Origin of the sequence: Novosphingobium sp. Gsoil 351, assembly GCF_009707465.1 — a bacterium.
Lineage (GTDB): Bacteria > Pseudomonadota > Alphaproteobacteria > Sphingomonadales > Sphingomonadaceae > Novosphingobium.
The window spans coordinates 1,247,550-1,273,160 of the sequence record NZ_CP046120.1 but is presented as its reverse complement, the minus strand read 5'-3'; the positions used below and the strand labels follow the sequence as shown (position 1 = coordinate 1,273,160).

General features: G+C 60.7%; 26 protein-coding genes. 10 read left to right on the top strand and 16 right to left on the bottom strand.

The window, feature by feature from the left end; genetic code table 11:
• The first annotated feature begins 246 nt into the window (after window positions 1-246).
• Together GKE62_RS06070 and GKE62_RS06065 are read left to right on the top strand one after the other, a co-directional pair.
• A complete protein-coding gene (locus tag GKE62_RS06070) occupies window positions 247-1,395 on the top strand; it encodes a hypothetical protein (RefSeq protein WP_154691459.1) in 1,149 nt (382 codons plus the stop codon).
• A complete protein-coding gene (locus tag GKE62_RS06065; protein ID WP_154691458.1) occupies window positions 1,395-2,081 on the top strand; it encodes a hypothetical protein in 687 nt (228 codons plus the stop codon). The genes GKE62_RS06070 and GKE62_RS06065 overlap by 1 nt, the downstream gene beginning before the upstream one ends.
• Before the next feature lie 80 nt (window positions 2,082-2,161).
• Here GKE62_RS06065 and GKE62_RS06060 read toward each other — a convergent pair whose 3' ends face one another.
• From GKE62_RS06060 to GKE62_RS06040, 6 genes are all read right to left on the bottom strand, one after another.
• Window positions 2,162-2,707 (bottom strand): hypothetical protein, encoded by a 546-nt coding sequence (locus tag GKE62_RS06060; RefSeq protein WP_195908620.1) that lies wholly within the window; start codon window positions 2,705-2,707, stop codon window positions 2,162-2,164.
• A 43-nt stretch (window positions 2,708-2,750) separates the two neighbouring features.
• Window positions 2,751-3,362 (bottom strand): ADP-ribosylglycohydrolase family protein, encoded by a 612-nt coding sequence (locus GKE62_RS19380; protein WP_255453607.1) that lies wholly within the window; start codon window positions 3,360-3,362, stop codon window positions 2,751-2,753.
• The gene (locus GKE62_RS19375; protein ID WP_255453584.1) at window positions 3,263-4,207 is read right to left on the bottom strand and encodes a cyclin-dependent kinase inhibitor 3 family protein; all 945 of its coding nucleotides are present in this window, start codon (window positions 4,205-4,207) and stop codon (window positions 3,263-3,265) included. The genes GKE62_RS19380 and GKE62_RS19375 overlap by 100 nt, the downstream gene beginning before the upstream one ends.
• A gap of 67 nt (window positions 4,208-4,274) precedes the next feature.
• The gene (locus GKE62_RS06050; RefSeq protein ID WP_195908619.1) at window positions 4,275-5,372 is read right to left on the bottom strand and encodes a DNA modification methylase; all 1,098 of its coding nucleotides are present in this window, start codon (window positions 5,370-5,372) and stop codon (window positions 4,275-4,277) included.
• The gene (locus GKE62_RS06045; protein ID WP_230207058.1) at window positions 5,299-5,703 is read right to left on the bottom strand and encodes a ParB N-terminal domain-containing protein; all 405 of its coding nucleotides are present in this window, start codon (window positions 5,701-5,703) and stop codon (window positions 5,299-5,301) included. Before GKE62_RS06045 ends, GKE62_RS06050 begins: the two co-directional genes overlap by 74 nt.
• Before the next feature lie 2 nt (window positions 5,704-5,705).
• The gene (locus tag GKE62_RS06040; protein WP_154691454.1) at window positions 5,706-6,476 is read right to left on the bottom strand and encodes a hypothetical protein; all 771 of its coding nucleotides are present in this window, start codon (window positions 6,474-6,476) and stop codon (window positions 5,706-5,708) included.
• 1,203 nt (window positions 6,477-7,679) lie between these two features.
• Between GKE62_RS06040 and GKE62_RS06035 the strand changes: the two genes are divergently transcribed.
• From GKE62_RS06035 to GKE62_RS06000, 8 genes are all read left to right on the top strand, one after another.
• Window positions 7,680-8,879: an IS256 family transposase gene (locus GKE62_RS06035; RefSeq protein WP_154691249.1), complete on the top strand. Its 1,200-nt coding sequence runs from the start codon at window positions 7,680-7,682 to the stop codon at window positions 8,877-8,879.
• Window positions 8,880-9,977: 1,098 nt separating this feature from the next.
• Complete coding sequence (locus tag GKE62_RS06030) at window positions 9,978-10,448, top strand: hypothetical protein (protein ID WP_154691453.1); 471 nt, start codon at window positions 9,978-9,980, stop codon at window positions 10,446-10,448.
• Between the two features lie 104 nt (window positions 10,449-10,552).
• On the top strand, window positions 10,553-11,095 hold the full coding sequence (locus tag GKE62_RS06025; RefSeq protein ID WP_154691452.1) for a hypothetical protein: 543 nt from the start codon (window positions 10,553-10,555) through the stop codon (window positions 11,093-11,095).
• Between the two features lie 83 nt (window positions 11,096-11,178).
• Window positions 11,179-11,724, top strand: a complete 546-nt coding sequence (locus GKE62_RS06020; protein WP_154691451.1) for a hypothetical protein — start codon at window positions 11,179-11,181, stop codon at window positions 11,722-11,724.
• A gap of 60 nt (window positions 11,725-11,784) precedes the next feature.
• Window positions 11,785-14,211, top strand: coding sequence for a phage/plasmid primase, P4 family (locus tag GKE62_RS06015; protein WP_154691450.1), 2,427 nt, complete (start codon window positions 11,785-11,787; stop codon window positions 14,209-14,211).
• A gap of 464 nt (window positions 14,212-14,675) precedes the next feature.
• Entirely contained in the window at window positions 14,676-14,981 is a 306-nt protein-coding gene (locus GKE62_RS06010; RefSeq protein WP_154691449.1) for a hypothetical protein, read from the top strand.
• Between the two features lie 142 nt (window positions 14,982-15,123).
• Window positions 15,124-15,297 (top strand): helix-turn-helix domain-containing protein, encoded by a 174-nt coding sequence (locus GKE62_RS06005; RefSeq protein ID WP_154691448.1) that lies wholly within the window; start codon window positions 15,124-15,126, stop codon window positions 15,295-15,297.
• A 2-nt stretch (window positions 15,298-15,299) separates the two neighbouring features.
• Window positions 15,300-16,463, top strand: coding sequence for a site-specific integrase (locus GKE62_RS06000; protein ID WP_154691447.1), 1,164 nt, complete (start codon window positions 15,300-15,302; stop codon window positions 16,461-16,463).
• A 609-nt stretch (window positions 16,464-17,072) separates the two neighbouring features.
• Here the strand turns inward: GKE62_RS06000 and GKE62_RS05995 are convergent.
• The 10 genes from GKE62_RS05995 to GKE62_RS05950 all read right to left on the bottom strand — a co-directional run bounded on the left by GKE62_RS05995 (window position 17,073) and on the right by GKE62_RS05950 (window position 25,496).
• The gene (locus GKE62_RS05995; protein WP_154691446.1) at window positions 17,073-17,255 is read right to left on the bottom strand and encodes a hypothetical protein; all 183 of its coding nucleotides are present in this window, start codon (window positions 17,253-17,255) and stop codon (window positions 17,073-17,075) included.
• Window positions 17,252-17,413: a hypothetical protein gene (locus GKE62_RS05990; protein ID WP_154691445.1), complete on the bottom strand. Its 162-nt coding sequence runs from the start codon at window positions 17,411-17,413 to the stop codon at window positions 17,252-17,254. Before GKE62_RS05990 ends, GKE62_RS05995 begins: the two co-directional genes overlap by 4 nt.
• A complete protein-coding gene (locus tag GKE62_RS05985; protein ID WP_154691444.1) occupies window positions 17,406-17,855 on the bottom strand; it encodes a PIN domain-containing protein in 450 nt (149 codons plus the stop codon). The genes GKE62_RS05990 and GKE62_RS05985 overlap by 8 nt, the downstream gene beginning before the upstream one ends.
• A 58-nt stretch (window positions 17,856-17,913) precedes the next feature.
• The gene (locus GKE62_RS05980) at window positions 17,914-18,762 is read right to left on the bottom strand and encodes a hypothetical protein (RefSeq protein ID WP_154691443.1); all 849 of its coding nucleotides are present in this window, start codon (window positions 18,760-18,762) and stop codon (window positions 17,914-17,916) included.
• Between the two features lie 118 nt (window positions 18,763-18,880).
• Window positions 18,881-19,825, bottom strand: a complete 945-nt coding sequence (locus GKE62_RS05975; RefSeq protein WP_154691442.1) for an IS1595 family transposase — start codon at window positions 19,823-19,825, stop codon at window positions 18,881-18,883.
• 440 nt (window positions 19,826-20,265) lie between these two features.
• Window positions 20,266-21,186, bottom strand: a complete 921-nt coding sequence (locus tag GKE62_RS05970; RefSeq protein WP_154693583.1) for a formylglycine-generating enzyme family protein — start codon at window positions 21,184-21,186, stop codon at window positions 20,266-20,268.
• A 38-nt stretch (window positions 21,187-21,224) separates the two neighbouring features.
• A complete protein-coding gene (locus GKE62_RS05965; RefSeq protein ID WP_195908616.1) occupies window positions 21,225-22,058 on the bottom strand; it encodes an SMP-30/gluconolactonase/LRE family protein in 834 nt (277 codons plus the stop codon).
• Window positions 22,059-22,136: 78 nt separating this feature from the next.
• A complete protein-coding gene (locus GKE62_RS05960; protein ID WP_154693582.1) occupies window positions 22,137-22,868 on the bottom strand; it encodes a FadR/GntR family transcriptional regulator in 732 nt (243 codons plus the stop codon).
• Between the two features lie 77 nt (window positions 22,869-22,945).
• On the bottom strand, window positions 22,946-23,893 hold the full coding sequence (locus tag GKE62_RS05955; RefSeq protein ID WP_154693581.1) for a Gfo/Idh/MocA family protein: 948 nt from the start codon (window positions 23,891-23,893) through the stop codon (window positions 22,946-22,948).
• Window position 23,894: 1 nt separating this feature from the next.
• Complete coding sequence (locus GKE62_RS05950) at window positions 23,895-25,496, bottom strand: sodium/sugar symporter (RefSeq protein WP_154691440.1); 1,602 nt, start codon at window positions 25,494-25,496, stop codon at window positions 23,895-23,897.
• Window positions 25,497-25,611: the final 115 nt, after the last annotated feature.

Below are 25,611 nucleotides of genomic sequence, written 5' to 3'. Positions count from 1 at the left end.
ACACCCGTGTCGGCGATCGATCTACAGACGATCAGTCACATTGGCGTTGACTTGCCTGGGGTTCCAAGCATGTGTGGCGTCACTTATGGTCTACACAGACACCCCACTCTGGCGCGTTTCCCAAGTCCGTCGAACGGCCTCGCGCCGACCGCCTGAAGTTTTGGGCGCTTGACCGCGACGTACCCGCCGGTGTGCAAGGCAGCCGGCACTCCAGTGCTGATTGGTCCCGGGAAGGCGCAGGTTCGCTTGGAGAAGCTCGACCTGGCGGCTTCCAAGCACAACGAGGCCTGGTTGCAAGCCCTGGCCCATGACTACCCTGAAATCCTGCCGATCGCGGATATCGAACCGCGCTTTGGCGAGCTGTTCGCGGTTGCCCGCGAGGTGCCATGCGCGCACGGCTATATCGACAATCTCTATGTCACCCCCGGCGGCGATCTGGTGTTGGTGGAAGCCAAGCTGTGGAAGAACCCGCAGGCGCGGCGGGAGGTCGTTGCCCAGGCGCTCGATTATGTCGCCGCGCTGACGGGCATGCCCTATGAGGTGTTCGAGGCTGCCTGCTGCAAGGGGCAGGGGATGACCGTATCTTCGCTTCACGCGCTTGTTGCCGAGAAACCCGATGCTCTGCCCGAGGAAGACTTCATTGATGCGGTGACGCGCAACCTCAGATCTGGCCGGATGCTGGTGATGGCGCTGGGCGATGGCATCCGCACCGAAACCGAGGCGCTGGCCGATCTTCTCCAGAGCCATGCCGGGTCACACTTTACGTTCGCGCTGGTCGAGCTTTCGCTATGGCGCAACCCGTTGACCGGCGAGCTCGTCGCGCTTCCCAGCACGCTCGTGCGCACCGCGATGATCACACGCGGTGTCGTGACGATCGAGAGCGGGGTAGCGGTCGTGAAGGCTGCTGGGTCCGCCAAAGTCGCGACCAAGGCGACGACCATCAGCGAGGAGCTCTATTACGAAGCGCTTGCCAAGAAGGATCCGGGCCTCCCCGCCCAGATCAGGGCGTTCGTGACCCTGCTCGAACCGCTGGGGGTCTATCCCGAGCTGAAAGCGGCCCTTAACCTCAAGGCGGATTTTCCCGAGGCAGCGGGCACCATCAACTTTGGCTACATCAACAAGAACGGCAAGGTGTGGACCGACCCGTTTGCCGCGGCAGCTCCTGCGCAACTGGCGAACGCCTACAACCAGCGCCTTGCCGACCTCATCGGCGGGGTCGTGGCATTCGATTACAAGGGGCGCAGCTTCGTCAGCACCAACGGCGCTGGAGCGCCCACCGTCGATCAGCTGTTGCCGGTTCATGCCGAGGCCTGGGCAGAGGCGATCGCCAAAGCCATCGACGCGATCCGTGAGATAGAAAAGGCGGGGCCGGGAACACCGGCCGAACAGACCTGATGCCCGAGATGGTCTTCAAGCCAGAGGCACTCGAGTTATATGGCCTTCCCGATATCGGCTATCCGATATCGATCGACGGTTTAGATCAGATGGTCGGTGCCGGCGATGACCTGCCATTCGCGCTGATGCTCCACGGGTTGCAGCAAGCAAGTGCGGCCGGCGATGCGGACTGGATGAGCTATGAGCCAGCCATGGTCCGGCTCGCCGAGCTGATCGCTCCCCAGGATGGGCGGACAGAGGCGAGTGCAGCGGGGGCCGAGTGGTGGATCGAGATCGCTCCGGTTGATCTGACGGGCCCGATAGTGACCATCCAGCGCGGCGAGGCGCTGATCGCAGCGATGGCATCGCGCGAAGATGGTCGCTTGCGTCTGGCAGCCTATCGACCGCTCGATGCAAACAGCGCGGAGCACATAATCGCACTCGCGCTGCGGCCTTATGGTGCGGAAGGCACCGTCTGCATGCGCGCCAACAACTGGGAGTACGCGCTCGACTGCTCGGCTAGTACCGGCCAGTTCTACGCCGCAGACCGCGGGCAGTCCTACCTGACCAACTGGCTCGAGGGTATGGGACGGCGCGAGGAAGTAGAAGTGGATCCCACTTGGCTTGCTGCCGCCACTTCCACGCCCAGACCAGCAAGCACCGTAGCCATCGAGCTGGGGGTCGCTTACGCCCACTCAGAACGATGACCATCGGCCGATCGCACGACCGCTCAGGCAAATCTAATCTGCTCCATTAAGCCTCACGCAGGGGTCGCCGGCCAGACCGCTCAATAGCGCCGGAGCCGCTTGGTTTTGACCTTCACCCGTCCGTCACGATCAACGGTGCACTTGAAGCTTCGCGGTCCGAAGTCGTCGCTGCGGTAACGATCGCCATAAACGCTGCGATAGCCCTCGGTGACGCCATAGACCCTGAAGCTGCTCCTACTGTAGGGCCGCACATCGTCGACCCGCATGCGCCCGTAGCGTTCAACTTGCGGACGGCAGGCATCGATCGCGTAAAGTTCCGGGCCGCGATACCGCGCTTGGTACACACTGCGATCGAACGCATCGGTGACGGTGCCTATGGCCCGAGCGGCTTCCTCGACGGTTCGCGCGATCTCGCCAGAAACCCGGCCAACCCGGCTTTGATCCTGGCTCGAGTACTGGGCAGCAGCCGGCTGCGCGATCAGAACTGTCGCGGCAGCCAACCCTAAGATGAGACGGTGGTGCATGACTGAGTTCCCCTTCGGCAAAGCCGCTCGGCGGCGGCCCCGGTGACATTGCATGACAAACGATCGGGCGTGAGAAACGGTCCAGCCTTGCGCTTTCTGCATGGTATGGCTGTAGCTCAGCCTGACCACCGCAACCGAATCCGGGTCAGCGATCGACGGATCTCGCAAACAGCCGATCCGCCATTCCCTCGATCCGCTCGCGCCAGGCCAGCCTGACAAGCCACTGGGCCGGGATGCCCGAGGCGCCGTAGATGGCACCGGCCAGCTGCCCGGCAATCGCCGCGGTGGTATCGGCATCGTCGCCCAGGTTGGCCGCGGTCAGCACCGCGGAACGGAAATCGCCGGTCCGCCCGATCGACCACAATGCGCCTTCGAGCGATTCCACCACATAGCTGCCCGAGCGGATCGAAGCCCGGGACTTGCCGCGCCACGAGCCGCGCAGAATGCTGGCGATGGCTCCGGAATAGGCGAGAGGTGAGGGCGTAAGCACGGCCTTGCGCGGAACCCCGGCGATCGCCTCGGCCAGCATCTCGCTATAGGCGGCACAAGCACCGACTGCTTCCGAAGCACCGTGGGTGGTGCGGCTCTGATCGATCGCGACCTGGCGCAAGGTATCGCGATCGTTCCAATGGCGGACCGCCACCGGGGCGAGCCGCATCAGCGAGCCGTTGCCCGCGGTGCCGGGATCGAGCGAGCCGGCGAATGGGTCGTCATTGCGCTCGAATCGGGAAAGTGCCTGCGCGGTGGTGACGCCGATATCGAAGCAGCTGCCAGTGCACGAATACGCACCCTCGCGGCGCCATGCGACAGATCATGCGGAGCGAAGCCATCGTCCTGGTCGAGGCTATCGGCGAGCGCCAGCGCCATCGCAGTATCGTCGGTCCATTGTCCGGGCTCGAGCCCGAACGGTCCGCCGCCGACCATGTCGGTGAGCGGCGCATAACTATCGCGGCATGTGAACTCGAGCGTGGTGCCGATCGCATCGCCCACGGCCAGGCCGAGCAGCGCTCCCCTGGCGCGGTCGCGGACACCATCCGCATCGCTCGCGGGCAATGGATCGTGAACCGGGCCGAGCGATTCAATGAACCTGACCTGCTCGGCGGTCTCCAGCGCACCGGGGCGAACTTCGCGGACCCGGGCTATCGCATCATCGGGAGCCATGCCCAGCTCGACCAGCAGCCGCGATGCGATCGTGCCGGCGCGGCCCAGCCCGCCCATACAATGGACCACCACATCGAACCCGTCGCGCAGCCGCGCGCGCAGGCCCGGTGCAACGCATCGCCATTGCGCCTCGAACGCATCGCCGGGCACGCCCCTGTCAGAGATCGGCAAGTGCAGCCATTCCATATGCTGGCTGCTCACCGCTGCACCAAGGCCTTGCACCCGCAAAGCCTCGAACTCATGATCCTCGATCAGCGTGACCACGGCCGCCGCACCGAACGCGGCGATCGCTGCCACGTCGACCGCCAGATCACGCTGCCACGGCCCGGTCAGGCCGGAGACCTGGTGCTTGCCCGGGCACAGCGTCAGACCCACCCGGCCAAAGCCGGGCGCGACCTCGACCGAGGCGATCTGCAAGGGGTGGGTATGGCTCGTTCTCATGTAGCCGGCATGGCTTGGAAGGAGGGGCAAGGCGAGTGGTTTTGCGCGCACCAACCGGCCTTGACGTTCATTCCTCGCTTGCGAGCCGCTCCTCGCCGGTGTGCTGGAACGTCTCGCCGCTCTCCGCGTGAACGGCCTGGTTGCCGGTCAATTTCTCCCAGCGGCGGACGATGACATCGACGAACTTGGGTTCGAGTTCGAGCCCGTAGCACACGCGTGCCGTCTGTTCGGCCGCGATCAGCGTGGTGCCCGAGCCCAGAAACGGGTCGATCACGATCTCCCCGCGCCGGGTAACGTCACGCAAGGCATCGGCGCACATCTCCAGGTTTTTCGGCGTGGGGTGGTCCTTGAGCGCCTTGGCGCCCGAGGTGCCGGGCTTGTTGGCGCCAGGATAAGTCCAGACGTTGGTCCGGTCGCGACCATGCTTGCCGAGCTCGACGTTGTTCACCCGCGGAACATCCCCGTTGCAGAACACGCCGACGAACTCGTGCGCCGAGCGGTAAAGCGAACCCATACCGCCCGAACCCTTGTTCCAGGTCGCGGTGTTTATGTGCTTGAGACCGGCTTTGCGCGCAGCATTGGTCAATAGATCAATCGAGCGCCAATCCATGAACCCGAAGGCCACCGCACCCGCCAGCAAGTAGCGTCGGCAATGCACCTGGTAGACCGTCAGGAATTCTTCGAACTGCTCGCGGGTCATCTCCCCCGAGGCCATTTTGAATTCGCCGTGCTTGGTCTTGCCCAGCCCGCTGACGTTCCCTGCGATCACCACATTGTAGGGCGGGTCAGTCAGTGCCGCGGCAGCCAGGTCGCCGGACATCAACCTTTCGTAGTCGGCAGCCGCCAGCGCACTACCGCACAGCACGCGGTGTGTCCCCAGCAACCAAAGGTCGCCCTCGATGGTGACCGGCACTTCCGGTGCCTCAGGGACCGCATCTTCCTTGTCCTTGTCCTCAGCCTCGTCCCCGAAGATGATGTCGATCTCCGGCATGGTGAACCCGGTTAGGGTGAGGTCGAACTCCATGATTTCGAGCTCTTCCAGCTCGAACTTGAGCTCGGCCAGATCCCACGTCTTTTTCTCAGCCAACCGGTTAAGGCTGATCGTCAGCAGCCGGACTTTGTCCTCTGACAGGTGGCTGACGTCGATGCACGGCACCTTGGGCATGGCAAGCGCGCGCGGCCGCAAGTCGGGTGTGCCCATCGACCACCCGATTGCCGCGCACGATGATCGGGCTGACGAACCCGAAATGCGAGATGGCGCGAACCAGGTCAGCAACGTGCCGATCCTCGATTTTGCGCACCTTGCGCCGGGCGTCTTTCAGCTCATCGGTGTTGCGCCAACTGATCTTGATGTCCGGGGCAATGTCGTTGAGCGGAGTATGCGCGGTCAGCGCTTGCAGCTCGACTTTGGCGACGTTTTTCTTGCGCCGCCCGGTGGTCTTGGCGAGGCTCTGCTTCTGGAAAGTGCTCTTCCGGGTGATAACGAAGCTGCCCATGATCAATCCTCCCCGTCATCGTCGCCCGCGGGCGGGATGGGGTCGTCGGCACCCAGCATTCCGGTGTAGAACTCGTTCTTGAGCTCATCCTCCAAACAGGGCTCGCTGTCAGACCTCCCATTTCCACCCCGTTGGGATCGCCTGGAAGTATTCAATGCCGGGTCTGACTGGAAGCCGCCCCAGTGACCCATCTCTGGTCCATCTTGCGGGTCTAAGGCTATTGCCTCTCGTGCGCCATCCGCCAGCTGCCGTATGGCTTGTATAAGCTCAACATCATCGCTAAAAGCCTCACAATTACATTTGGAGTTCGCCTCCATATATTTCTCTGCGAGCCAAATGCACTCCGAGTTTATCTCACGGAAGAATTGAAGCAGGCCAGCCACGGCGTCACTCAACTTAACAATAGTCGCGTCGAGCGTCTCGCGTTCGGCCTCCCATTCACGCTGCAAATATTTAAGTTTGCCCGCATCTTCGAAGACCCCAAATTCCTTGAGGATCTTCATCACCTTTGCCATATCGTCTATATCACCGTTGAGTCCGGCCTTTACAAATTTCTCGCCAAGCACTGCCGCAATAGAAATCCTGGTATTCCGACCGTTCCGAGGAATCTTGCACACCTGCATTAAAATATCACGAAGAGTCTCACGCATATCGAGTGTACAATCGGCATCGACTTGTTTAGCCGGATTTCGATTCGGTTGATACTTGCTCGAAAAACGGGTTTTCTTTGGCGGCTTTTTGTAGCCAACAGCCTCTTCGTCCGAATTATCCACGGTGCCCCCCGCACATGTTAATGTTCCCAGCGCATGGCTGGTGCATTGATTTGATGTGTGGTAGACGCCGAGCTGACTTCCTCGGCCGGGGAGACACGCCAGCCCGTAAAGAGCTGGTCTGGGTCGGTCATCCGCCTTCCGCTGCCTAACAAGCCGAATGTGAAGTCTGGCGTCAACAGATTTTTATAAGGTAAATCAGTTTTTTGTTATAGGGGGGAGAGGGACTTTTGGAAGGTCGCTGGTGAGAATCAATCGTCGGTGGGCCCGTTCGGAGACACGAAATCCCGTGCATGCGGTAAAAAGTTCCCGTCGAATGGCTTCGTGATCTTAGCGATTTGGAGTCCTAAGTCGTTGTCGTGCCGTCGAATTTCGGGCCTGGTTGGAGTGTTCGACCGCCATAGGACCGGGAAATTCCCGTCGCACGGGAATTTCGCCTGAGAGAGCAGTTCGCATCGGACCGCCTCCTCCGCCACCCAGCCGTTCCAGCGTACTCGTGTGGACACACCCGGATTAGCGCAACCGCAGAATTTGGTGCTTTTCGTTCACTGGAGTTCGGACGCAATCGTACGTGTTACGGCAAGGTGTTAGGGTCGGTGTTAGGGTCAGAAATCTGAAAATTTTCTGCGGAATCGTCGGACCACTGTCATCCGCTGCCACCAATCCGGGCTAGAAATAGCCATGGTACCCTTCTCACGGAAGGCCAAACGCCCCTTAAAGCCGCGCTCGCCGGGGTTCCAAGTTCGTGACCCGGTGCACTCCCAGATAATTGTTCCGGCTCGGTCGCGGGTTCGGGCGCGGGTTTGACCTCAAGCTCTGGGTTGACGGGACCAGCGGGCCGTAGGGGACGCGAACCACTGGCGAAGATCACCCGATCCAGGGGTGCGGCCCATCAGCGTCCCCGCCGCTGATCTCGACCAGCAGGCGCGGAGCATCGTTGAGCGTGAATATGCAGAATGGGCCGACCCCCGTCGAGCATGCCCCCCAACCACATCCCGATAGCTCTCTTCGCCAACACCGGTGTCGTCGCACTCGATCGCGCCCTCGGAGGTCGTGCCCCCGGGCGTGGTGTAGGTTTCGAGGGTAGCGAAGCTGACCGGACGCGCGCTCCCCAACTAGCGCTGTAGCGGCCGGTCAGTTTCGCGGGTGGTCATCGGCGAACTTCGGATAAGCTTGGGTTGCGAAACTCAACTTACGGAGACACCGATGACCAACGACAAGATGGACCTGCACGCGCTGGTTGGGAAGACTGCCGACGGCGATTTCCTGCGCGACATGATTGGTTTTGCCGCGCAGCGGTTGATGGAGCTGGAGGTCGGCGGCCTGACGGGTGCGGCCTACGGCGAGAAGGATGCCGAGCGGCTCGCGCAGCGCAACGGCTATCGGGACCGGGACTGGGAGACCCGCGCCGGCACCGTCGAGCTGCGGATCCCAAAGCTCAGGAAGGGCAGTTACTTCCCGGGCTTTCTCGAGCCCCGCCGCATGGCGGAGAAAGCTCTGACGGCTGTGATCCAGGAGGCCTACATCCAGGGCATCTCGACGCGCTCGGTCGACGATCTTGTCAGGGCGATGGGGATGAGCGGCATCTCGAAGAGCCAGGTCAGCCGGCTGTGCGAAGAGATCGACGGCCGCGTGAAGGCGTTCCTCGAGCGTCCGATCGAAGGCGACTGGCCCTATGTCTGGATGGATGCCACCTACATCAAGGTCCGGCGAGCCGGCCGGATCGTCTCGGTCGCCGTCATCGTCGCGGTCGGTGTCAACAATGACGGCCGGCGCGAAGTCCTCGGCATGGCGATCGGGCATTCCGAAGCCGAGGTGTTCTGGACGGACTTCCTGCGCAGCCTTGCCCGCCGCGGCCTGCGCGGCGTGAAGCTGGTGATCTCCGACTCCCATGAAGGCATCAAGGCATCGGTCGCCAAGGTCTTCAGCGCAACCTGGCAGCGCTGCCGCGTCCACTTCATGCGCAACGCCCTGGCCCATGCCGGCAAGAGTGGGCGCCGGGTCGTCTCGGCGTTCATCGCCACCGCCTTCGCCCAGGAAACACCCGAGACCGCCAAGGCCCAGTGGCGCAGCGTGGCTGATCAGCTCAGGCCGACCGTGCCCAAGCTGGCGGCGCTGATGGACAGCGCCGAGGACGATGTGCTGGCCTACATGACCTTCCCCGCGCAGCATCGCACCAAGCTGCACTCCAACAATCCCATCGAGCGCCTCAATGGCGAGATCAAGCGGCGCACCGACGTCGTCGGCATCTTCCCCAACGAGGAGGCCATAACCCGTCTCGTCGGCGCGATCCTGCTCGAACAGAATGACGAGTGGGCCGTTCAGCGCTGCCGCTACATGACGCTGGAAAGCGTCTCGGGATTAAGCGATAACACCATCATCAGGTTGCCAGCCATGGCGGCATGATCAATCCGGCTTGGCCGGAGATCGCTGCGACTACGCCAGCGAACCTACACCACATGGTGGGACACGATCCCCTCGGATTGGCGGCATGCGTCACTGCATCGTGAGATCCCTTGGGGTCCACACTCCATCCAACTCTGGGCTCGCAGCGCACTGCGATCTGCCTCGCACCGCCTGCCCGACCCAGCAGGCGACTGATTCGACTGGGGTTCTGGATCAGGCGACACAGAGCCATTGTTCGCTGGCGGACCTGACGTCTCGAGCGGAAGCAGCCCTCAACCTGAGAGTTATCAGCGTCCCCGACAGAATGGTGCGGGATGAGGGGTTCGGTCGATTCACAGCAGTGGTCAGGCGGAACGGGCATGGTGCGATCGCTCGAGCAATGCATAGCCGATCACTGCCTGTTTCGAGCGGGGAAGGACACTTCGCCGCGGGCCCCGGGGCGTAATCCCGCTCGCTGCAGATCGGAGTGGGGTTCCAACCCTCAGCCCCCGATTCCCGCTTCCATGCGGCAATTGACCTACGGCCAGCCCCCGAGGGCTACAGTTCGACCCGGCAGTCCACAGGCAGCCTCGGCGACTGGAGCGGACACATGTCCACCCAAGGTGGGGTCGAGCGTCCATAAACACTTCGGTCCGTATGAGCTCGAATTTATCAAACCGCGGTAAGCCCTGGGCTTTAGTAGAGTAGACCATTCTCAAGAAGTCAGTGTTCCGCCAAAGACCATTCACCAGCTGGCCAACACCATTGAGGATTGAAACAATGACAAAAACTACACGGCCCCGCGAGGGCCAAGCTCTGCCCCCGCCCTAGCCCACATACTTACACGATTTACGGACGCACCGCACGTACTCTGACCAGCTAGTCGATCGACGGCGACTTCTGCTCAAGTTGAACTACCGCCGGACTCGCGGGCTTAGCTGGCTGGTCCACCACACAAACTGCCATCCCGACTGCTCACCCGTGAGCGGCGTTAGAGATGTGTGCCTCAAATATTGGAGATCTACATTGGAATACCCCGCTCTTACTGCCTTAGGGCAAGTTCACTGTCCACCCGAATTTTTTGAACATTGGATTATCGACCACAGGCTGTCGCGAGGGATGGACCGACTCTCCGATCCATCGCACACCAGCGTGGAATGGCGCCTTCGGGTTGCTGGTGCTGCACCTGCTGCAGATGCCGTAACCGCGAACTTCGACTGGGAGCGCGTCTCCGCAGGGTTGAGTAAGGTGGCTCGCGAGAACGGTCTCCCGACCGAGACCGCAACGCCAATCCTTGCCGAAGCTTGGCGGTGGGGACGTCAGAACCCCACTGCATGGATGATGCTGCCAAGGTGGTTCATCTGGGACCAGGTCGCGGACACCCTGTTCAACGTAAACACGGGGGAACGTCTTTGTCCTGAGCAGTTCGATCAGCGCGTTGACAAATACTGCCCACTGTCGGGCTTCGGCATGACAGAATTCCTCATTGCGGAAGACCTGATCTATCGGGTCGAGGCCATCGAGCGCGACCCAACCATCGCGAAGCAGTTTTTCATCCGCGATGATCTGCTCGTGTTCAACTACGCCTGAGCCTTCTGCCTCAGGGCGGGCCACCGCCCACCGATCACGTTCTGTCTCTGCTGCTCTCCCGGGAGCGGCGCCGGAGACGCACACCTAACACTGGGAAATACACCGTGAACATTCCTACCCTGAATTCTGATGGCCGTGTCGATCGGCCTCCCCACCTATTCGTCAATGCCATCGAGACTTCGCTCGAGCGTCGCGTTGCAGATATGAGGGTCGACGCCTCGCAACTGAGTATCCTCACCAGCGCTTCCACGCTGGCGGCCGAAGTCTTCGCCGCCGGCATCGAATGGGAGCCGGTCTCCCGTCGCTTCAGTCAGGCTGCCGTGGACCATGGCATCCCCGCGGAGGTCATTGGCCGACACCTTGCCCTCGCCGAGGAGTACGCCAGCTTCCGACTAACCTGGTGGATTGAGATGTGTCGGGAATGGATACGGGTTGTGGAAGGCGGCTTCTTTTATAACCTCGCGACCCGCCGCGCGGTGGACGCCAATGACTTCATCTTGCTTTTTCGAGACATTGCAGAGTCGGAACGAGCAGCGGCAATTTTCCTACTTCACTTGGTATACGTCGAACAATTGATCTTCGACGCCAGCCTGGCTCGCGGTTTCCACGAAGTGGATGGAATGCTCGCATTTAACGAACTTAGCTGAGCCCCAACGCCAACTCGATCGTCGCCATCGGCTGCCGCTATCCGAGCGGCTCCATTGGCGCACGCCAACAAAGGAAATACACCGTGAACATTCCTACTTTGACCCACAATGGCAGGGTCCATCTCGACCATGCTCACTTCAACGACGCCATCGAATTTACCCTCGACCACTGGAGCTACGAAATCCAAGGCGGGTGCCACGCCTGGAACTTTCTCCCCGGGGCGGCCGCAATTGCAGCCGAGGTCTTCGCCAGCGGTGCTGAATGGGAGCCGATTGCCCGGAGGTACGCTGAAGCCGCCCGCAAAACCGACATGCCGCCTGCCAAGATTCACCGCCTCCTTGCTCTTGCCTGGGAGTGGGCGGGCTACAGTCGAGGTTGCTGGATCGAGATGTGCCACGAGTGGATCTACGTCGAGGGTCACGACAGCTACTTCCACCTTACTTCGGGTCGGAGCGTGGATCGGGAGGACTTCCTCGACCTCTTCGACAACGTCCTCACCGATCCTAGCGGCGACCTCAAGAGAGCCTTCAATCAATACCCGGCTCGGGTTGACCGCGTCGTGCGAGATCCAGCCACTGTTCGAGGATTCTACGAGCTCGAGGGTGCGCTCGTCTTCAACGCAGCCTGATCTTCCATCCGGAAGTCCACGAAACCTGAAGGGGGGCCTTCATGTTCTAAGGAAAATAAAGTGACTGACCGCATCTTTGAGCAGTTTGCCCCCCAGTATTGGAACTCGGGCCTACCTGTGATCCCCCTACGCCAGCGCAACAAGATGCCAGATATTTCGGGTTGGTCGACTTTCGGCACCCGGATGCCCGACCAGCTGGAGATGAACCACTGGATGGAGTCGTTCCCCTACGGCAACATCGGCCTTCCTCTGGGTTCGGCCTCGGGTATGGCGATCATTGACGTCGATACTGAAGACGAGATGCTGATCGCCGCGATCCGCGAGATCTGCGGTCCCAGCCCGTGGGTGCGCGTCGGAAAGAAAGGGATGGCCCTTGCCTATCGCTTCGAAAACCAACGCAACTTCAAGCTTCGTGCTGCGGACGGCGGGATGCTGTGCGAGTTCCTCGGCCAGGGGAACCAATGTGTAGTCCCCCCTTCGATCCACCCCGACACTGGCCGCCCCTACACCTCGAACACCAATCTGTGGGAAGTGATGGATGAGCTGACCTGTCTGGGCGAGGACATCGAAGACAAGCTGCGGGCGCTGCTCGGCGCGAAGGGCTTCGAGATCGGTAGTGGTGGACGTTCCTCGCCACTCGACGTGATCCCTTCGGGGGAGCGCGACGTGATGATGGTCCGCCACGCCGGGTATCTGGCGCGGGTAGTTCTCGGCATCGACCGCTCGGCCGTCTTCTCGCTCTTCGACGCCATCCAGCAGATGTACCACTGGGTCGAGGCTTTCACCGCCAAGGTCTCGGGCGACGCGATGGACCCCCAGAAGGGTGTCGCCAAGCTGCTCGAGTTCCTGATCAAGGATCTCGAGAAGGGTCGCACAATGCCTCCGGGCTGGGATGCTGGGCTTCCCGACGACTGGCGCGAGCACGCAGAGGTCGTTAAGATCGCGGCCGCCAATATTGACCAAAGCTGGACATATGAACGAGCCAAAGCGTGGTTTGACGGCCGTATTGCAGAAAATCCCCTAAGCGATGACTGGCTCGCAACTTCAATCGACCTTCTTTTCACGGAAATCGCCAAGGACGATCATTTTTCCGACCCACACCGTGACGCACTAATCGCTCACATCCGGCGACATTCAAAAACTCTGGGATATGGCAAACGAGACCTCACAACCTTGCTCAATGCGAAGCGGAGCCAGTCAGAAGGCTTGGACGTCGACAACCATGCTGAGATTGCCGCTCATGTCCTGTCGTACCTCGAGCACTCCGGCGAGATCCGCTACGATCAAGGCTACTTCTGGCAGTGGAACGGGGCGTGCTTCGCCAGGCTCGACGAAGACCTGATTTATCTGCACGTAGCGAAAAACGTCACGCACTCAGCGCTTGTCCGGCGCAACAGCGACTACAACGCTATCGTCCAGGTTTTGGAGCGCATGTGCAAAAAGAAGCTGGTTCAATGCCATGATCGGGGGCTGAATTTCGCGAACGGCTACGTCGGGGAGGACCTGTCGATAGTCAGCCACGACCCCAAGTTCGGGGCAACCTTCACTCTGCCGTTCGAATACGACCGCTATAGCGCGACCCGCTGTAACCGGTGGCTTGAGTTTCTCGCTTCCTGTTGGGGCGGTGAACCCGACTTTAAGCAGCGTGTGATGGCCCTCCAAGAGATGTTTGCGGCGACTCTGTTCGGCATAGCGCCGTCATATCAGCGCGCGTTCCTGCTGTTTGGGCGGGCAGGGACAGGGAAGACCGTCATGCTAAGGGTGCTGCGAGCGTTGCTGCCACCCGATGCAGTGGCGCAATTGGGTCCACAGACTTGGAGTGAGCGTTTCACACTGACCGACCTGATCGGCAAGACTGCCAACATCGTCGGCGAGTTGCCGGAGAATGGGATGATCACCGGCAGCAGTTTCAAGGAGGTGGTTGAGGGAGCCCCGCAGCGGTGCGAATTCAAAGGCAAGGACCCCTTCGGCTTCACACCGATTTGTGCGCATTGGTTCGCCTCGAACTACCTGCCGGTCTCGCGAGACAGCTCGCGCGGATTCATTCGGCGTTGGTTGATCCTCGACTTTAACCACCCGGTGGCTGAAAAAGATCAAGTCAAGAACCTGGCCGAGATCATCGTGGCGGAGGAACGCGAGGCGATTGCTGCGTGGGCTCTCGAGGGGGTTCGCCGGCTACTCGATCAGAACGGTTTCACCTTACCCGCCAGCCATGACAGTCGGGTGGCCCAGATGCGGCGGATCAACAACTCGGTCCAGGCTTTCCTCGAGGATAACACTGGCTTCGTGGTTGGTGAGGGTCACAGCAAATGCCGGGAGGTTTACGATGCCTACTCGTTCCACATGCGGGACGTCGGCCGTGCGATGCCCGTGGCGTTCGAACAGTTCATGCAGATGCTCGGCGACCTCAATCTCACAGTCAAGCGCGACCTGATTGGCGACTACATCGTCACGGGCTTGGTCAAATACGAGAGGAAGGCCGCGTAGGCCATGCGCCTCCTCGGCCTTCAAGATTTCCTGAGGCCGAGGTCGACCACCATAGTCAAGTCTCAAATGAGATATGTCCTAGAAATAAGGCTTTTTGAAACTCAACACATTAAATGATCTAAACCCAGGGCATGGGCGATTTGAAACTTGACTATAGCGGATAAAATTGAAGAATTTTCTTCACGAGCTTCCGACTATACCGCTACCCATCTGAAACTCACGTTCTAGACTCGAGCCCAGGAGATATGTAACCTAGCTAATAAAGAACAAGAAATGGAAACATAATTACGCCACAAAATGTGGCCTGTTCGTGCTTGACCTCAGACTCCCGGACTCGTAGCCCACTGACGGGACCTGGGCGAAGCCAAACCTCAAGCAGGTTCCAAAAGAAAGCGGATCGACGCGGTGCTACCAACACCAACGCCGATCCTAACCACAAAACCGATCGCGAAAGGATCGACTCGATGACTAACCAAGCCACTACCACTCGCCGTTCCAAATGGAATAGCGCCCTCGCCACCTACACCGATCTGAGCCAGAAGCTGGCTCAGGCCCAGGGCCCCGAAGCTGAAGCTCTCGAACGGGCCGTGGCGGCGCAACAGGACGAGCTCCTCGACCTCAGCTCCCCCACTCTCGCTGCCGTGCGGATCAAGCTCGAAGTGCTCTGGGAAGCTGAGCTCGACGGGTTCGATCAGGCCAGCGAGGAAAAGCGTCTGATCCTCGAGGATCTCTCCGACCTCGGCGCCGAGCTCGGCGAACTCCTCGTCTGACCCTTACCCTGCGACCGGCGCCGCTACGGCGGGCCGGTCCGTATGGCACCAGACATCTAGCCCTGGGCTTACATAGCACTTTCCCTAGATCAGTTTCGTAGTTCTTGCGAAAGCGGGTGCAGAAGCAATCAGGGATCATCAAGTGCACAAGTTGTCATACAGCATACGCGAAGCCGCCGAAGTATCGGGTATCGGTCGTACGACCATCTACGACTTGATCAAGGCCGAGCAACTCAGGCCGGTCAAGATCGGAACCCGGACACTCATCCGTCACAGCGATCTCGAAGCCCTGCTCGAGCGCAACTTGGCAACTTGATCATGGCGCGTACAATCAACCGGCTCAACCCGCTCAAGGTCAAGGCGCTCGATGCGCCGGGGCTGCATGCAGACGGCAACGGGCTCTACCTCTCGGTCAGTAAGACTGGCGCGAAGTCCTGGGCACTGGTCTACCGCTGGCGTAACAAGCGCGTTGAGCTGGGCCTGGGTCCGGCACGAGCTGTAACTCTGGCTCAAGCTCGGGAACGGGCCCAGGACGCGGCGTCGCTTCGCGCACAGGACATCGATCCCCGGCAGCACTGGCGCCGCGTCGAGCAGGGAGCGCCGACTTTCGGAAAGGTCGCCCTCGAACTGATCGAAAGCCGTGATGAAGGCTGGAAGAACACCAAGCACCGCCAGCAGTGGCGCAACACCCTCAAGACCTACGCTGCACCGATCTGGGAGCGACCGATTGACGCGGTAGCGGTCGACGACCTGGTGGCAATCCTGAGCCCGATCTGGAGGACCAAGCCTGAAACGGCAAGTCGGGTTCGGGGGAGGATCGAGGCTGTGCTCGACGCAGCCAAGGTCCGCGGCTTGCGCACCGGCGAGAACCCAGCCGCGTGGCGCGGCAACCTCGCGTTGCTCATGCCGAAGCCGCGCAAGGGTCCTAAAAAGCATCACGACGCGATGGCGTTTGAGGACGTGCCAGCGTTCGTCGCGCGATTGCGCAAGCTGCCCGGCACGTCGTCGTTGGCGCTCGAGCTGCTGATCCTAACCGCGGCGCGTACCTCCGAAATTCTCGAGGCGCGGTGGGAGGAGTTCGATCTCGACCGCGCCATCTGGATCGTGCCTGCCGAGCGGATGAAAGCGGGCAAGGAGCATCGCGTTCCGCTCAGCAAGCCCGCGGTCGATCTGCTGAACAGCCTGACGCGGACAGGGCCGCTGGTATTCCCCGGCGCCGACCCCGAAAGGCCGATGTCCAACATGGCGATGGCCATGCTGCTGCGCCGGATGAAGTGCCTTGGAGTTACCGTCCACGGCTTCCGCTCGTCGTTCCGCGACTGGGCCGGCGAGACCACCACTTACCCGCGCGAGATCGCGGAGCAGGCTCTGGCTCACCAGGTCGGCAACGAAGTCGAGCGGGCTTACCGCCGAGGTGACGCGCTCGAGCAGCGGCGCGCACTCATGGCTGAATGGTCCTCATTCCTTCTTCAGATCAGCTAATCAGGAGTGCCGAAGTGCACGAGTACTTTCACAAAATGGTCGGTATGCGGCCCTTGGTTTCCCCATGGCGGAGGGCGACGACCCAGCTCGGGGATCGAGCTCACAGGTTCCAAGTCCAACGAGCAGTTCACAATCTAATTTCATGTGGGAAAATGGTCGCGAAGTGGGAGTCGGACCCCGCCATAGGTCAACGTCGACTGAGTTATCACTTGGCCGACGAATCTGGTCTTTCTTAAAGTTGCGCGCGCCTGCTTTCCGCTTTGCCAGAGTGCTCCTCACGGAAGCGCTCGCTCAGCATGGCCCTAGTGTCCTTTCCTCCAAAAGGAACGGTGACGGCACGGCCGACTTTGGCGGCTTTGACGCCGACACCCAAGAACGGTTCTATGAGCTTGAGTTTGGGAAAAACCAACGATTTGGACCCCGGTCGGGCTATTGCTTCCTCAGCTGCGTGAGGTCGGATTTCTTGATGCGGCTAGGTGTCCGGTTCCGGGCGCCCGACTGTTCAACGACGGTGACTGGGTCTCCTATTTAGGTTCATGGGTGGGCGGGCAGCTCGCTCATTGGGAGTTTGAGGCGATGATACACTTCGCATACCACGCACCATATGGGCTAGTTCGGTGGCTGCGGGCCTTCCGGCACTAGGAAGATGCCAACGATCAGGAACAGGATGGCTAGGCCAAAAAGCGATCCGTCACCGGTGGCGGCAAACCGATCGACCAGAAGGCAGATGACGCAACCGCCGATCAAAATCTGGGTGTATAACTGGTAATTGTTGCCGTCCCACTGGCTCACTCTGACTTGCCCGGCGCTGGCTTGTCGAGCGGGACGACACGCCTGAAGGCGCGGTCAAAAGCATCGGGCGCATCGACCGCTTCGACTTCGCGAGCCATGTCCTTGAAGCGCTTGTGGCGCTCGGCGTCGGTCAGGGGCGGTTTCTTAGGGTTAGCCATCGCGCATCTTTTCCAGCAAGCCTGGAGTCGGCTTCTCGTGCGTCGGCCTGCAGATTTTGAGTTGGTTGCCGTCGTCGAGCGTGAGCCGCATATCTAAGTCGAGTAGATCGGTGTCGAACGAGTGCAGCACCGGGACACTGTGAACGAGCGCCGATGCAAGGTGCACCGCGTCGGGCGGCTTGACCCCGAATAGTCCTGCCAACTGCAAGTTCTGCGCGCGCTGTCCGATAGCCTTATCGACCGGCACAAGCAGGATGTAAGACTGGTCAAAGAACGCGGGCAGGTTGATCGCGGGCGATGTTGGATCGGGCGCGCGTTTGCAGACTTCGGCCAGCGTGAACGCCGATGTGACGATCTCGATCTCCCCGGCCTCCGCAGCCTTCAGCGTCTCACGGCACATATCAAAGCGCGCGTCCGTGAAGTTCTTGCCCGGCCCCGGCATTTCCTTGTTGATGTAGGATATCCACGCGCAAGCGTCCCAGTAGATGCGGGGCGGATGCTTAATCACGGCGTTGTTCTGCCAAAAATTCTTCGACCGACAAGCCGCCCGTGAAGTTGGGGTCAACGATTTCGTCGATCCCCGGTAGATGGCTCCGGTCGAGAACTTCGATTCCCGTCGCGGTCATGCTGTCGATAATACCAAGGCTCTTGTAGCTGATCGTGCCGTAAACACGCACGCGCACCCCATGCCAAACATCGGACAGGCGCATTTCCTCTAGCTGCTTGAACGCCTCTCCGGTCGCAACGGCCTTGATCTCCGCGCCATTGGTCCGCGCCCAAAAGCGCAGGACCGCCCGGCTAAATCCGTCCAGCTCGGCCTTCGACACAAACCCTTCGATACTGCCAAGCTCGCGGTAGGGTTTCGGCGCGGCGGCCTTCTGAGCCGCAAAGGTTCGCTCCGCGCCGCCCGCCGCAACCGTGTCGATGACGATAGGCTCGGAAGCGTCAGGCGAATCGATGATCGTGTCAACAAGACCATTGCGAACGCGCGCGTGCATCTGACGCGCCTTGGTCATAATTTCGTCAGTGAAGAATGGCGGTCGAGCATCACCATTGCGGAGCGCCGCGAAGCCCGCGCGCGCGATCCGCTCTACGTTGATGGCCCGGTCATCAATGATTATCCCCGCCCTGATTGGCGTCGGGGTAAGCTCGAATGTAATCGGGTTCTGTCGCTCTGCGTCAGTCACCCGCCAAACGATCTGATTGCCGTGGTCGTCGCCAAGCGCCTTTTCGACGCCCTTCAGAATCTCAACGAAATCCGCAACCTGCCCAAGCAGGTCATCGACCGTGGGCGCGTTGTCGCCAGCATCACCGGCCCCTTTGATCGTCAGCCGAACCGGCTTCGTCATCTCACGCGCCTCCGGCGAGGATTCTACGCACCGGGAATCGGCCGGTAAAGCAGTCTTTTCCGGGGGTTTTCTTCGGTGCGGCTTGGTGCGCCATCGACTGCGGTTCCGCTTCTCTGGCTTAGGCGCAGACGGCTTGAAGGCCGTTAGCTGACTTATAGGTGAGCCGCTTGCCGATCACCCCGCGTAGCGCGATCTCGGCGCGCTCTGCATCCTCGACGCCGAGCGCCGAACGGTTGCTGTAACGGAAATCGAACTCGGCAAGGTAGCGGTGCAGATGCTGCTCGGCGCAATGCTGGTAGATGCCCCGCATCCCGCGCTTGAAGATGCTGAAATAGCCTTCGATCTGGTTGGTCGAGAAGCCGTCCTTGGCGTAGTTGCCGATGCCGTGGAACACGCGGCGATGGTCGGCAGATTCCTTACCGACTTTCCAGTAGTGGCGTGCTTCGTCGGTCACGAGGATGCTTTCACGGTCCACGTTGGCGCGCACGATGTTCGCCACTTCGTTGGCAACCATCTCGCCAGCATGGATCGAACGGGTGCGACCCGTGCGCTTGTCGAGAAGGGCGACCACCTTCATCTTGTGGCGGAAGCCGCCCCGCGCGCGCTCCACGCCGGGCTTGTTACCAATCCACGTTTCGTCGGCCATCACCACGTCGCCTTCGCCGCCGAACATATCGAGGCCGCTGTCCCGCATCGCCTCGCGGATGCGCTGGGTCAGGAACCACGCGGTTTTCATGCTGCACTGGAGCATACGCTGGATTTGGCGGGTGCTGATGCCCTTCTTGCTGGCGCAGATCAGGTGAATGACTTGCAGCCACAAATGCAGGGCCAGGTGCGAGGATTCGAAGATGGTGCCCATGCGAACGGTGAAGGGCTTACGGCACTCATTGCACTTGTAGAGGCCGAGGCGCGTCGTCTCGCCCTGCATCTTGCGGATGCGCGCGGCCTCGCAGTTGCCGCACTTCGGGCACACCGGGCCGTTCGACCAGAGCTTCGCTTCGACGTAGGCGAAAGCGCCTTCTTCGGTCTTGAACTGCGGGGCGTCGAAAACAGACTTGGCCACGGAAACTCTCCTATGGCCGCCATCCTACATGCTGCGCGTGGTATGTCAAGTGTAACATCGCCGAGTTTGAACCTAAGTGGTTCCTGAAAGTAGAGTTACCTGGTGAGCTCTGGGATCTGGCGTTGGCGCACCACTGAAGCGGTCAGGCCGCAATGCGCCCGCAAACACGCCATTCACTTCCATTCTGACCACACCAAAAGCGGCAGCCTGGTTACCTTTGCGGCGACCGCAGCCATATGGAAGCCGCCGACTGGCTGGGATCAGAAGCGGAATGAGTATAGTGTGGTCGACGTAATTCCACCATCCAGTCAAGCAAGCCCGGCCTTACCCTACGGGGTGATGCGGGTCGGCCGGTCAAGGATTTTCCGCGCTAGCGGCAGTAGGCCAAGGCTATACGGTAGTTGACCATCATAGATATGACGACTGAGGCCCGTACAAATTCAAAGTCCCCGCAGGACGCAGCGAAAGCCGATGTGGCTGGTCGATGTGTCGATTGTTTCAGGATGGCGCGCCGCAGGTCTGTAGCGGCGGCAGTAATTTTCAGCGCAAAGATGCGAACCGCCCTTGATGACCTTGCGGCCGATCTTGATCTCCGGGTGAAGTGGGTCGACGCTTCGTTTCCGGGTTCCCCCTCGCGGATTCTTGAGCGTGCAGCAGGTGCCGGGCTGACTTTTGCGGATTGCGACAGGCTCTGAATACCAGTCGTCCGTCCATTCCCAGGTGTTGCCGATCATGTCGTATAGCCCGTAGGGATTGGCGGGGAACGATCGCACCGGAGAGGTTCGTTCCCAGCCATCCAGGCATTGGTTGGCGAAGGGGAAGAGGCCCTGCCAGTAATTGGCGAGCATGGCACCGCCGGGTGCCAGTTCGTCACCCCAGGCGTAGTCCGCATCTTCGAGGCCCCCGCGTGCCGCATATTCCCACTCGGCTTCGGTCGGCAGAGCCTTTCCGGCCCATAGCGCGTACGCGGCGGCATCCTGCCATGCGACGTGGACTACCGGATGGTCGTCCAACCCGGCGAGACTGCTGTCGGGGCCGTATGGATGGCGCCAGTCCGCACCGAATTCGAAGCGCCACCAGCGATGGATCTCGTCAATGGGCACGGGCCCCGCAGTCTTGTGGAAGACCAGCGATCCGGCGCGCGCCATCTCCGGTATCATGCCCGGGTAGTCTTTCCCGTCAGGCGCAGTCTCGGCCAAGGTCACATGGCCCGTGGCGTTGACGAACCTTGCGAACTCGGCATTCGTTACGGGGCAGGCATCGATCCGGAACGGGTCGACGCTCACCCGGCGGCGCGGAGCTTCCTCGGGATAGAAGTGGTCGGACCCCATCAGGAACGTGCCGCCGGGCAACGCAATCACCTCGCCACCATCCGCGATGTGCGAACCGCCAGGCAGCGTCACACGGTCACCCGGCATTCTTCCAAGCCTTGGATCGCCGTGCGGTAGAAGAACACGTCCCCTGCCGCCGTCTCCTTGGCCAGAGAGACAGAATTGAGGCCATCATGGGCACTCGTGACCGCCAGCACGTCGAGTTCCTGCCCACCGAGCGCAACGCATGTCGGCTGCGTGACGGGCACCGGAAGCTGGTCGAGCAGCGTGCCGTCTGCGGCAAAGACCGCCACCCGAGCACCACCCCACATTGCCACCCAAATCCGCCCTTGTGCATCGACTGTTGCGCCGTCTGGCGTGGATGGCGCGTGCGCTCTGGATAGTTCGCATCGCCAATCACACTGAGTCCCATAGTCGTATGCGTTGAGCGCTCCGACCGTGCTGTCCGCGTGATACATAATTGATCCGTCGGGCGACCAGCAAAGGGAGTTGGTGATACCGATACCGGAAAGGAGCTCGGTCACGCGACCAGATGTCTCGAGGCGAAAGAGGGCGCCGGCCGTTGGGCTTCCCGCCGCCACCGGGTCCTCGACCATCGTCCCGGCAACGAACCGGCCGGCCCGGTCGACCCTGCCATCGTTGAAGCGCACGCCAGGCGGCAACACCGGGCGGCAGATCCATTCGCACGTTTCGCGCTCGAAGTCGTACGAGGCAAAACCAGCCTCGAAGGCGGCTAGAATCAGGTTGGGTAGTCGTGTCAACCCGAAAGAACCGAGCCTGTGCGGCAAAGAGAACTGTTCCAACCTCATTGTCGGCCACTGCAGCCGATAGAACTTTCGCTTGTGAATGTCGGTCCAGAGGAAGGATTCCGAGAGTGAATCCCACACGATTCCCTCGCCCAACCGGTTGCCGACGGAAACTTGGCCTGCGGGTTCGAGACACAATGGATCGCTTGTCACGAAAGATCTTGCCGGGATTCGTCAGATTGCTGGATCTGGGACGGGGTCTGAGTTTCCGATCAAAGTAAGCACGTCGGAAATTAGGTGGCGCATGGCGGCGCGCGCCCGATGGGGATCGCCTGCGCTAATCGCCTGGAACACCGCGGCGTGATCAGGAACGCTGGCAGTTCGGCCCACGACCCGGTTGGTAAAGCGAATCGAGGTGCGCAGCGCGGCGCCAACCACATCGCGGAATTGCGCGAAGAACGCATTGTTCGACGCCTGGAGGATTGCCACATGAAATGCGATGTCGCTTTCAAGTGGGTCGTCGTCGCCAGCTTCGGCCGCGATCATCCGGTCTAAGCCTTTGCGGATCTTGGCCTTGTCGCTGTCTCCGGCAACCGTTGCGGCCAGTGCTGCGGCCTCCGGCTCAATCGCAATCCTGAGCTGGTTGAATTCGCGTAAGAGGTCGATCGAAAAGCGGCGATCGAGCAGCCAGCTCAGGACATCAGGATCAAACAAGTTCCATGAACTGATGGGTTGCACGATCGTGCCTTGGCGAGGACGCGCACTCAGTAAGCCCTTGGCGGTAAGCATCTTGACCGCCTCACGCGTAACCGACCGGCTGACGCCCTGTTGCTTGGCAAGTTCGGCTTCGGTCGGAAACGGAGCGTTGTCGTAAGCACCGGTGACGATGGCCCTGCCTAGCGCATCGAGCATCCCATAAGTGAGATTGCGGCCTAGTTGGTGCCGCGGTTGTCCTGCGCCGATCATGAAAATGCTCTGAAATCCTCGAAATCGGCAACCGCTGTCATCCTGCTGATCCTGCCAGAACAATCAACTCATTTATCTTAGAAATGGAAGGGAGGAGCTTTGTTGCGGTCACCGACAAGCATTGCGTCAGCGACCAGGACCAGCGGTCGCAGATCGACCTCGCTCGTTCCGCCGAGGACCATCCTCGCGAAACGCCTATAAAGCCGGCGATATTCGCGATCTTCGCCACAATCGACCTCCGCCTCGGCGATCGTCAGGCGTGAGCCACCCCGGTCAAGTCTCAATGAACCCTGATCTGTGTGGATATCGATCGTCCAATGGGGGACGCCCTCGTAGAGAAAATCAAACTGACCGGCCATCGGCACATCAAAGTCATGGATCATTTCGATCCGCGCGCGGATTGGGCCGTGCAGATTTTCAGGCACCTCGAGGTCTGCTGAACGCAAAGTAAGCGCGCCGGGCAAGATCTCGGTCAGGATCGACAACGCATTGATACCCGGATCGAAGACTCCCATGCCGCCGGGGGCGAAAATCCAGTTCTGACCCGGGTGCCACACCCGAACATCCTCGCGCCAGGCAATCTGTCCGCCCGTAATCCGCTTGTCCGCCAGCCAAGCTCGCGCGCCGGCAACCCCGGCGGCCTCCCGCGAATGCCACGTCGCGAACAACGTCAACGCCTTCTGCCTGGCCAAGGCTTCCAAGGCATGGGCTTCGCCGAGCGATGCGCAGGGTGGCTTTTCCAGCATGACATGCTTCCCCGCCAACAACGCTTCGCGGGCGAGATCCGCGCGACCAACTGGTGGTGAAGCAAGCGAAATCGCGGTGACCTCGGGGGTGCCCGCAAGAAGCTCGGTCAGCGAAGAGTAGATCACGTCCTGCTGATCGGCCGCGTCCCGGCTTGCCATGGCAACCAGTCTGAAGGAGCGTTCCTGGGCAATGGCCGGAAGATGTTGATCGCGCGCAATCTTGCCCACGCCAATCAGGCCGAGGGCGATTGGCGCGGGAGTTCTTGGCCCGTCCACCATGTCACCAAAACGTAGCATAGAGGGCAACGAGGATCAGCAGAACCGCGACGCCCCCCACGTTGAAAGCCCGGCGGGTAACAAAGCTCACCCCAACGGCTTCGATCGTGTCTCGCTGTGCGGACGGCGCCGTGAGAAGCGAAGCCACCACCGCCAAGCCGAACGAGAGGAGGAATACGATGCCCATCCTGTCAAGAAACGGCACACCCGACAGCCATACCTTGAACAGCCAGGACAAGGCGACGGAAGCAATCGCGCCGGCAATCGCGCCCGTTTCGTTGGCTCGCTTCCAGAACAGGCCCAAAAGGAAGATCACGGTAATCCCGGGGGTGAAAAAGCCGGTAAACTCCTGGATGAACTGAAACGCCTGTTCGCTTGATCCCAGCAGCGGCCGTGCGGTGAAGATCGCGATGAGGATGGCGCTTGTCGCGGCAATCCGTCCAACCATAACGAGGTGGCGTTCGTTGGCGCCATGACCGACGGTTTGATCTTCCGCGTGAGTCTTCAATTTGCGCGCCTTCGCATAAACGTCGAGCGTGAAGATCGTTGCGATCGAGTTGATCTTCGACGCGGTCGAAGCGATTATCGCGGCAATGAGCGCGGCGAAAACAAGGCCGAGGAGACCCGGGGGCAGCAGCCGCATCATCGTTGGATAGGCCTCGTCGGGCTTAGCCAGGTCAGGTGCAAGAATGACCGCGGCGATCCCCGGAAGCACGATGATGATCGGCATCAACAGTTTCAGGAACGCTGCGAACAGGATGCCGCGCTGCGCCTCATCCAAGGATTTGGCCGCGAGCGCTCGCTGGATGATATACTGGTTGAACCCCCAGTAACTCAGGTTTGCGATCCACATGCCGCCCATCAGGACCGAAAGCCCCGGCAGGTCCATATAGTGAGGATTGCCAGGCTCGAGAATCATGTGAAAGTGATCGGGGGCTGCGGAAGTCAGGCGAACCCAGCCGGCTACTATGCCGGCGCCTTCGCCCAGTTCGGAAAGGGTGAGCCCGGCGATAATCAGCCCGCCGAGCACGAGCAGCGTAACCTGCACGATGTCCGTCAGTGCGACCGCCTTTAGCCCACCACGTATTTGATAGAGCAGAGCGAACGACCCGAGGATGACGAGGGCGAAATCCTGATCGACTCCGGCCACCTTCGTGACCGCGATCGAGCCCAACCAGATAATCGATGTCAGATTCACGAAGACGTAAAGTGCCAGCCAAAAGACGGCCATGAGCGTCCGGATCGAAGGGCCATAACGCCGCTCGAGAAACTGCGGCATCGTGTAGATCTCATTGCGGAGGAAAATCGGGAGGAAGAATTTTCCGACGATCAGCAAGGTCGCCGCGGCCATCCATTCATAGGACGCAATGGCAAGTCCGATCGCGTAGCCCGACCCCGACATTCCCACGATCTGTTCGGCTGAGATGTTCGCGGCAATCAGCGACGCACCGATCGCCCACCAAGGCAGATTGCGCGAAGCGAGGAAGTAGTCGGTGGTGTTTTTCGGGCCCGCTCCCAGCTTGTCGCGGCTAACCCATTGCGCGAGGCCGAAAATGAAGATCGCGTAAGCGGCGATGACCGCGACGTCGATGGGTTGAAGTGGCATCCTAGGTCCTCCCCCTGCCGATCGGACGACGTCGGCATCTCTGCTCTTGAAGCATATTTATATTATTATTAGAAGGGAAAAGTACGATACCCCGTTGGCATGATTCGAGCGGGAA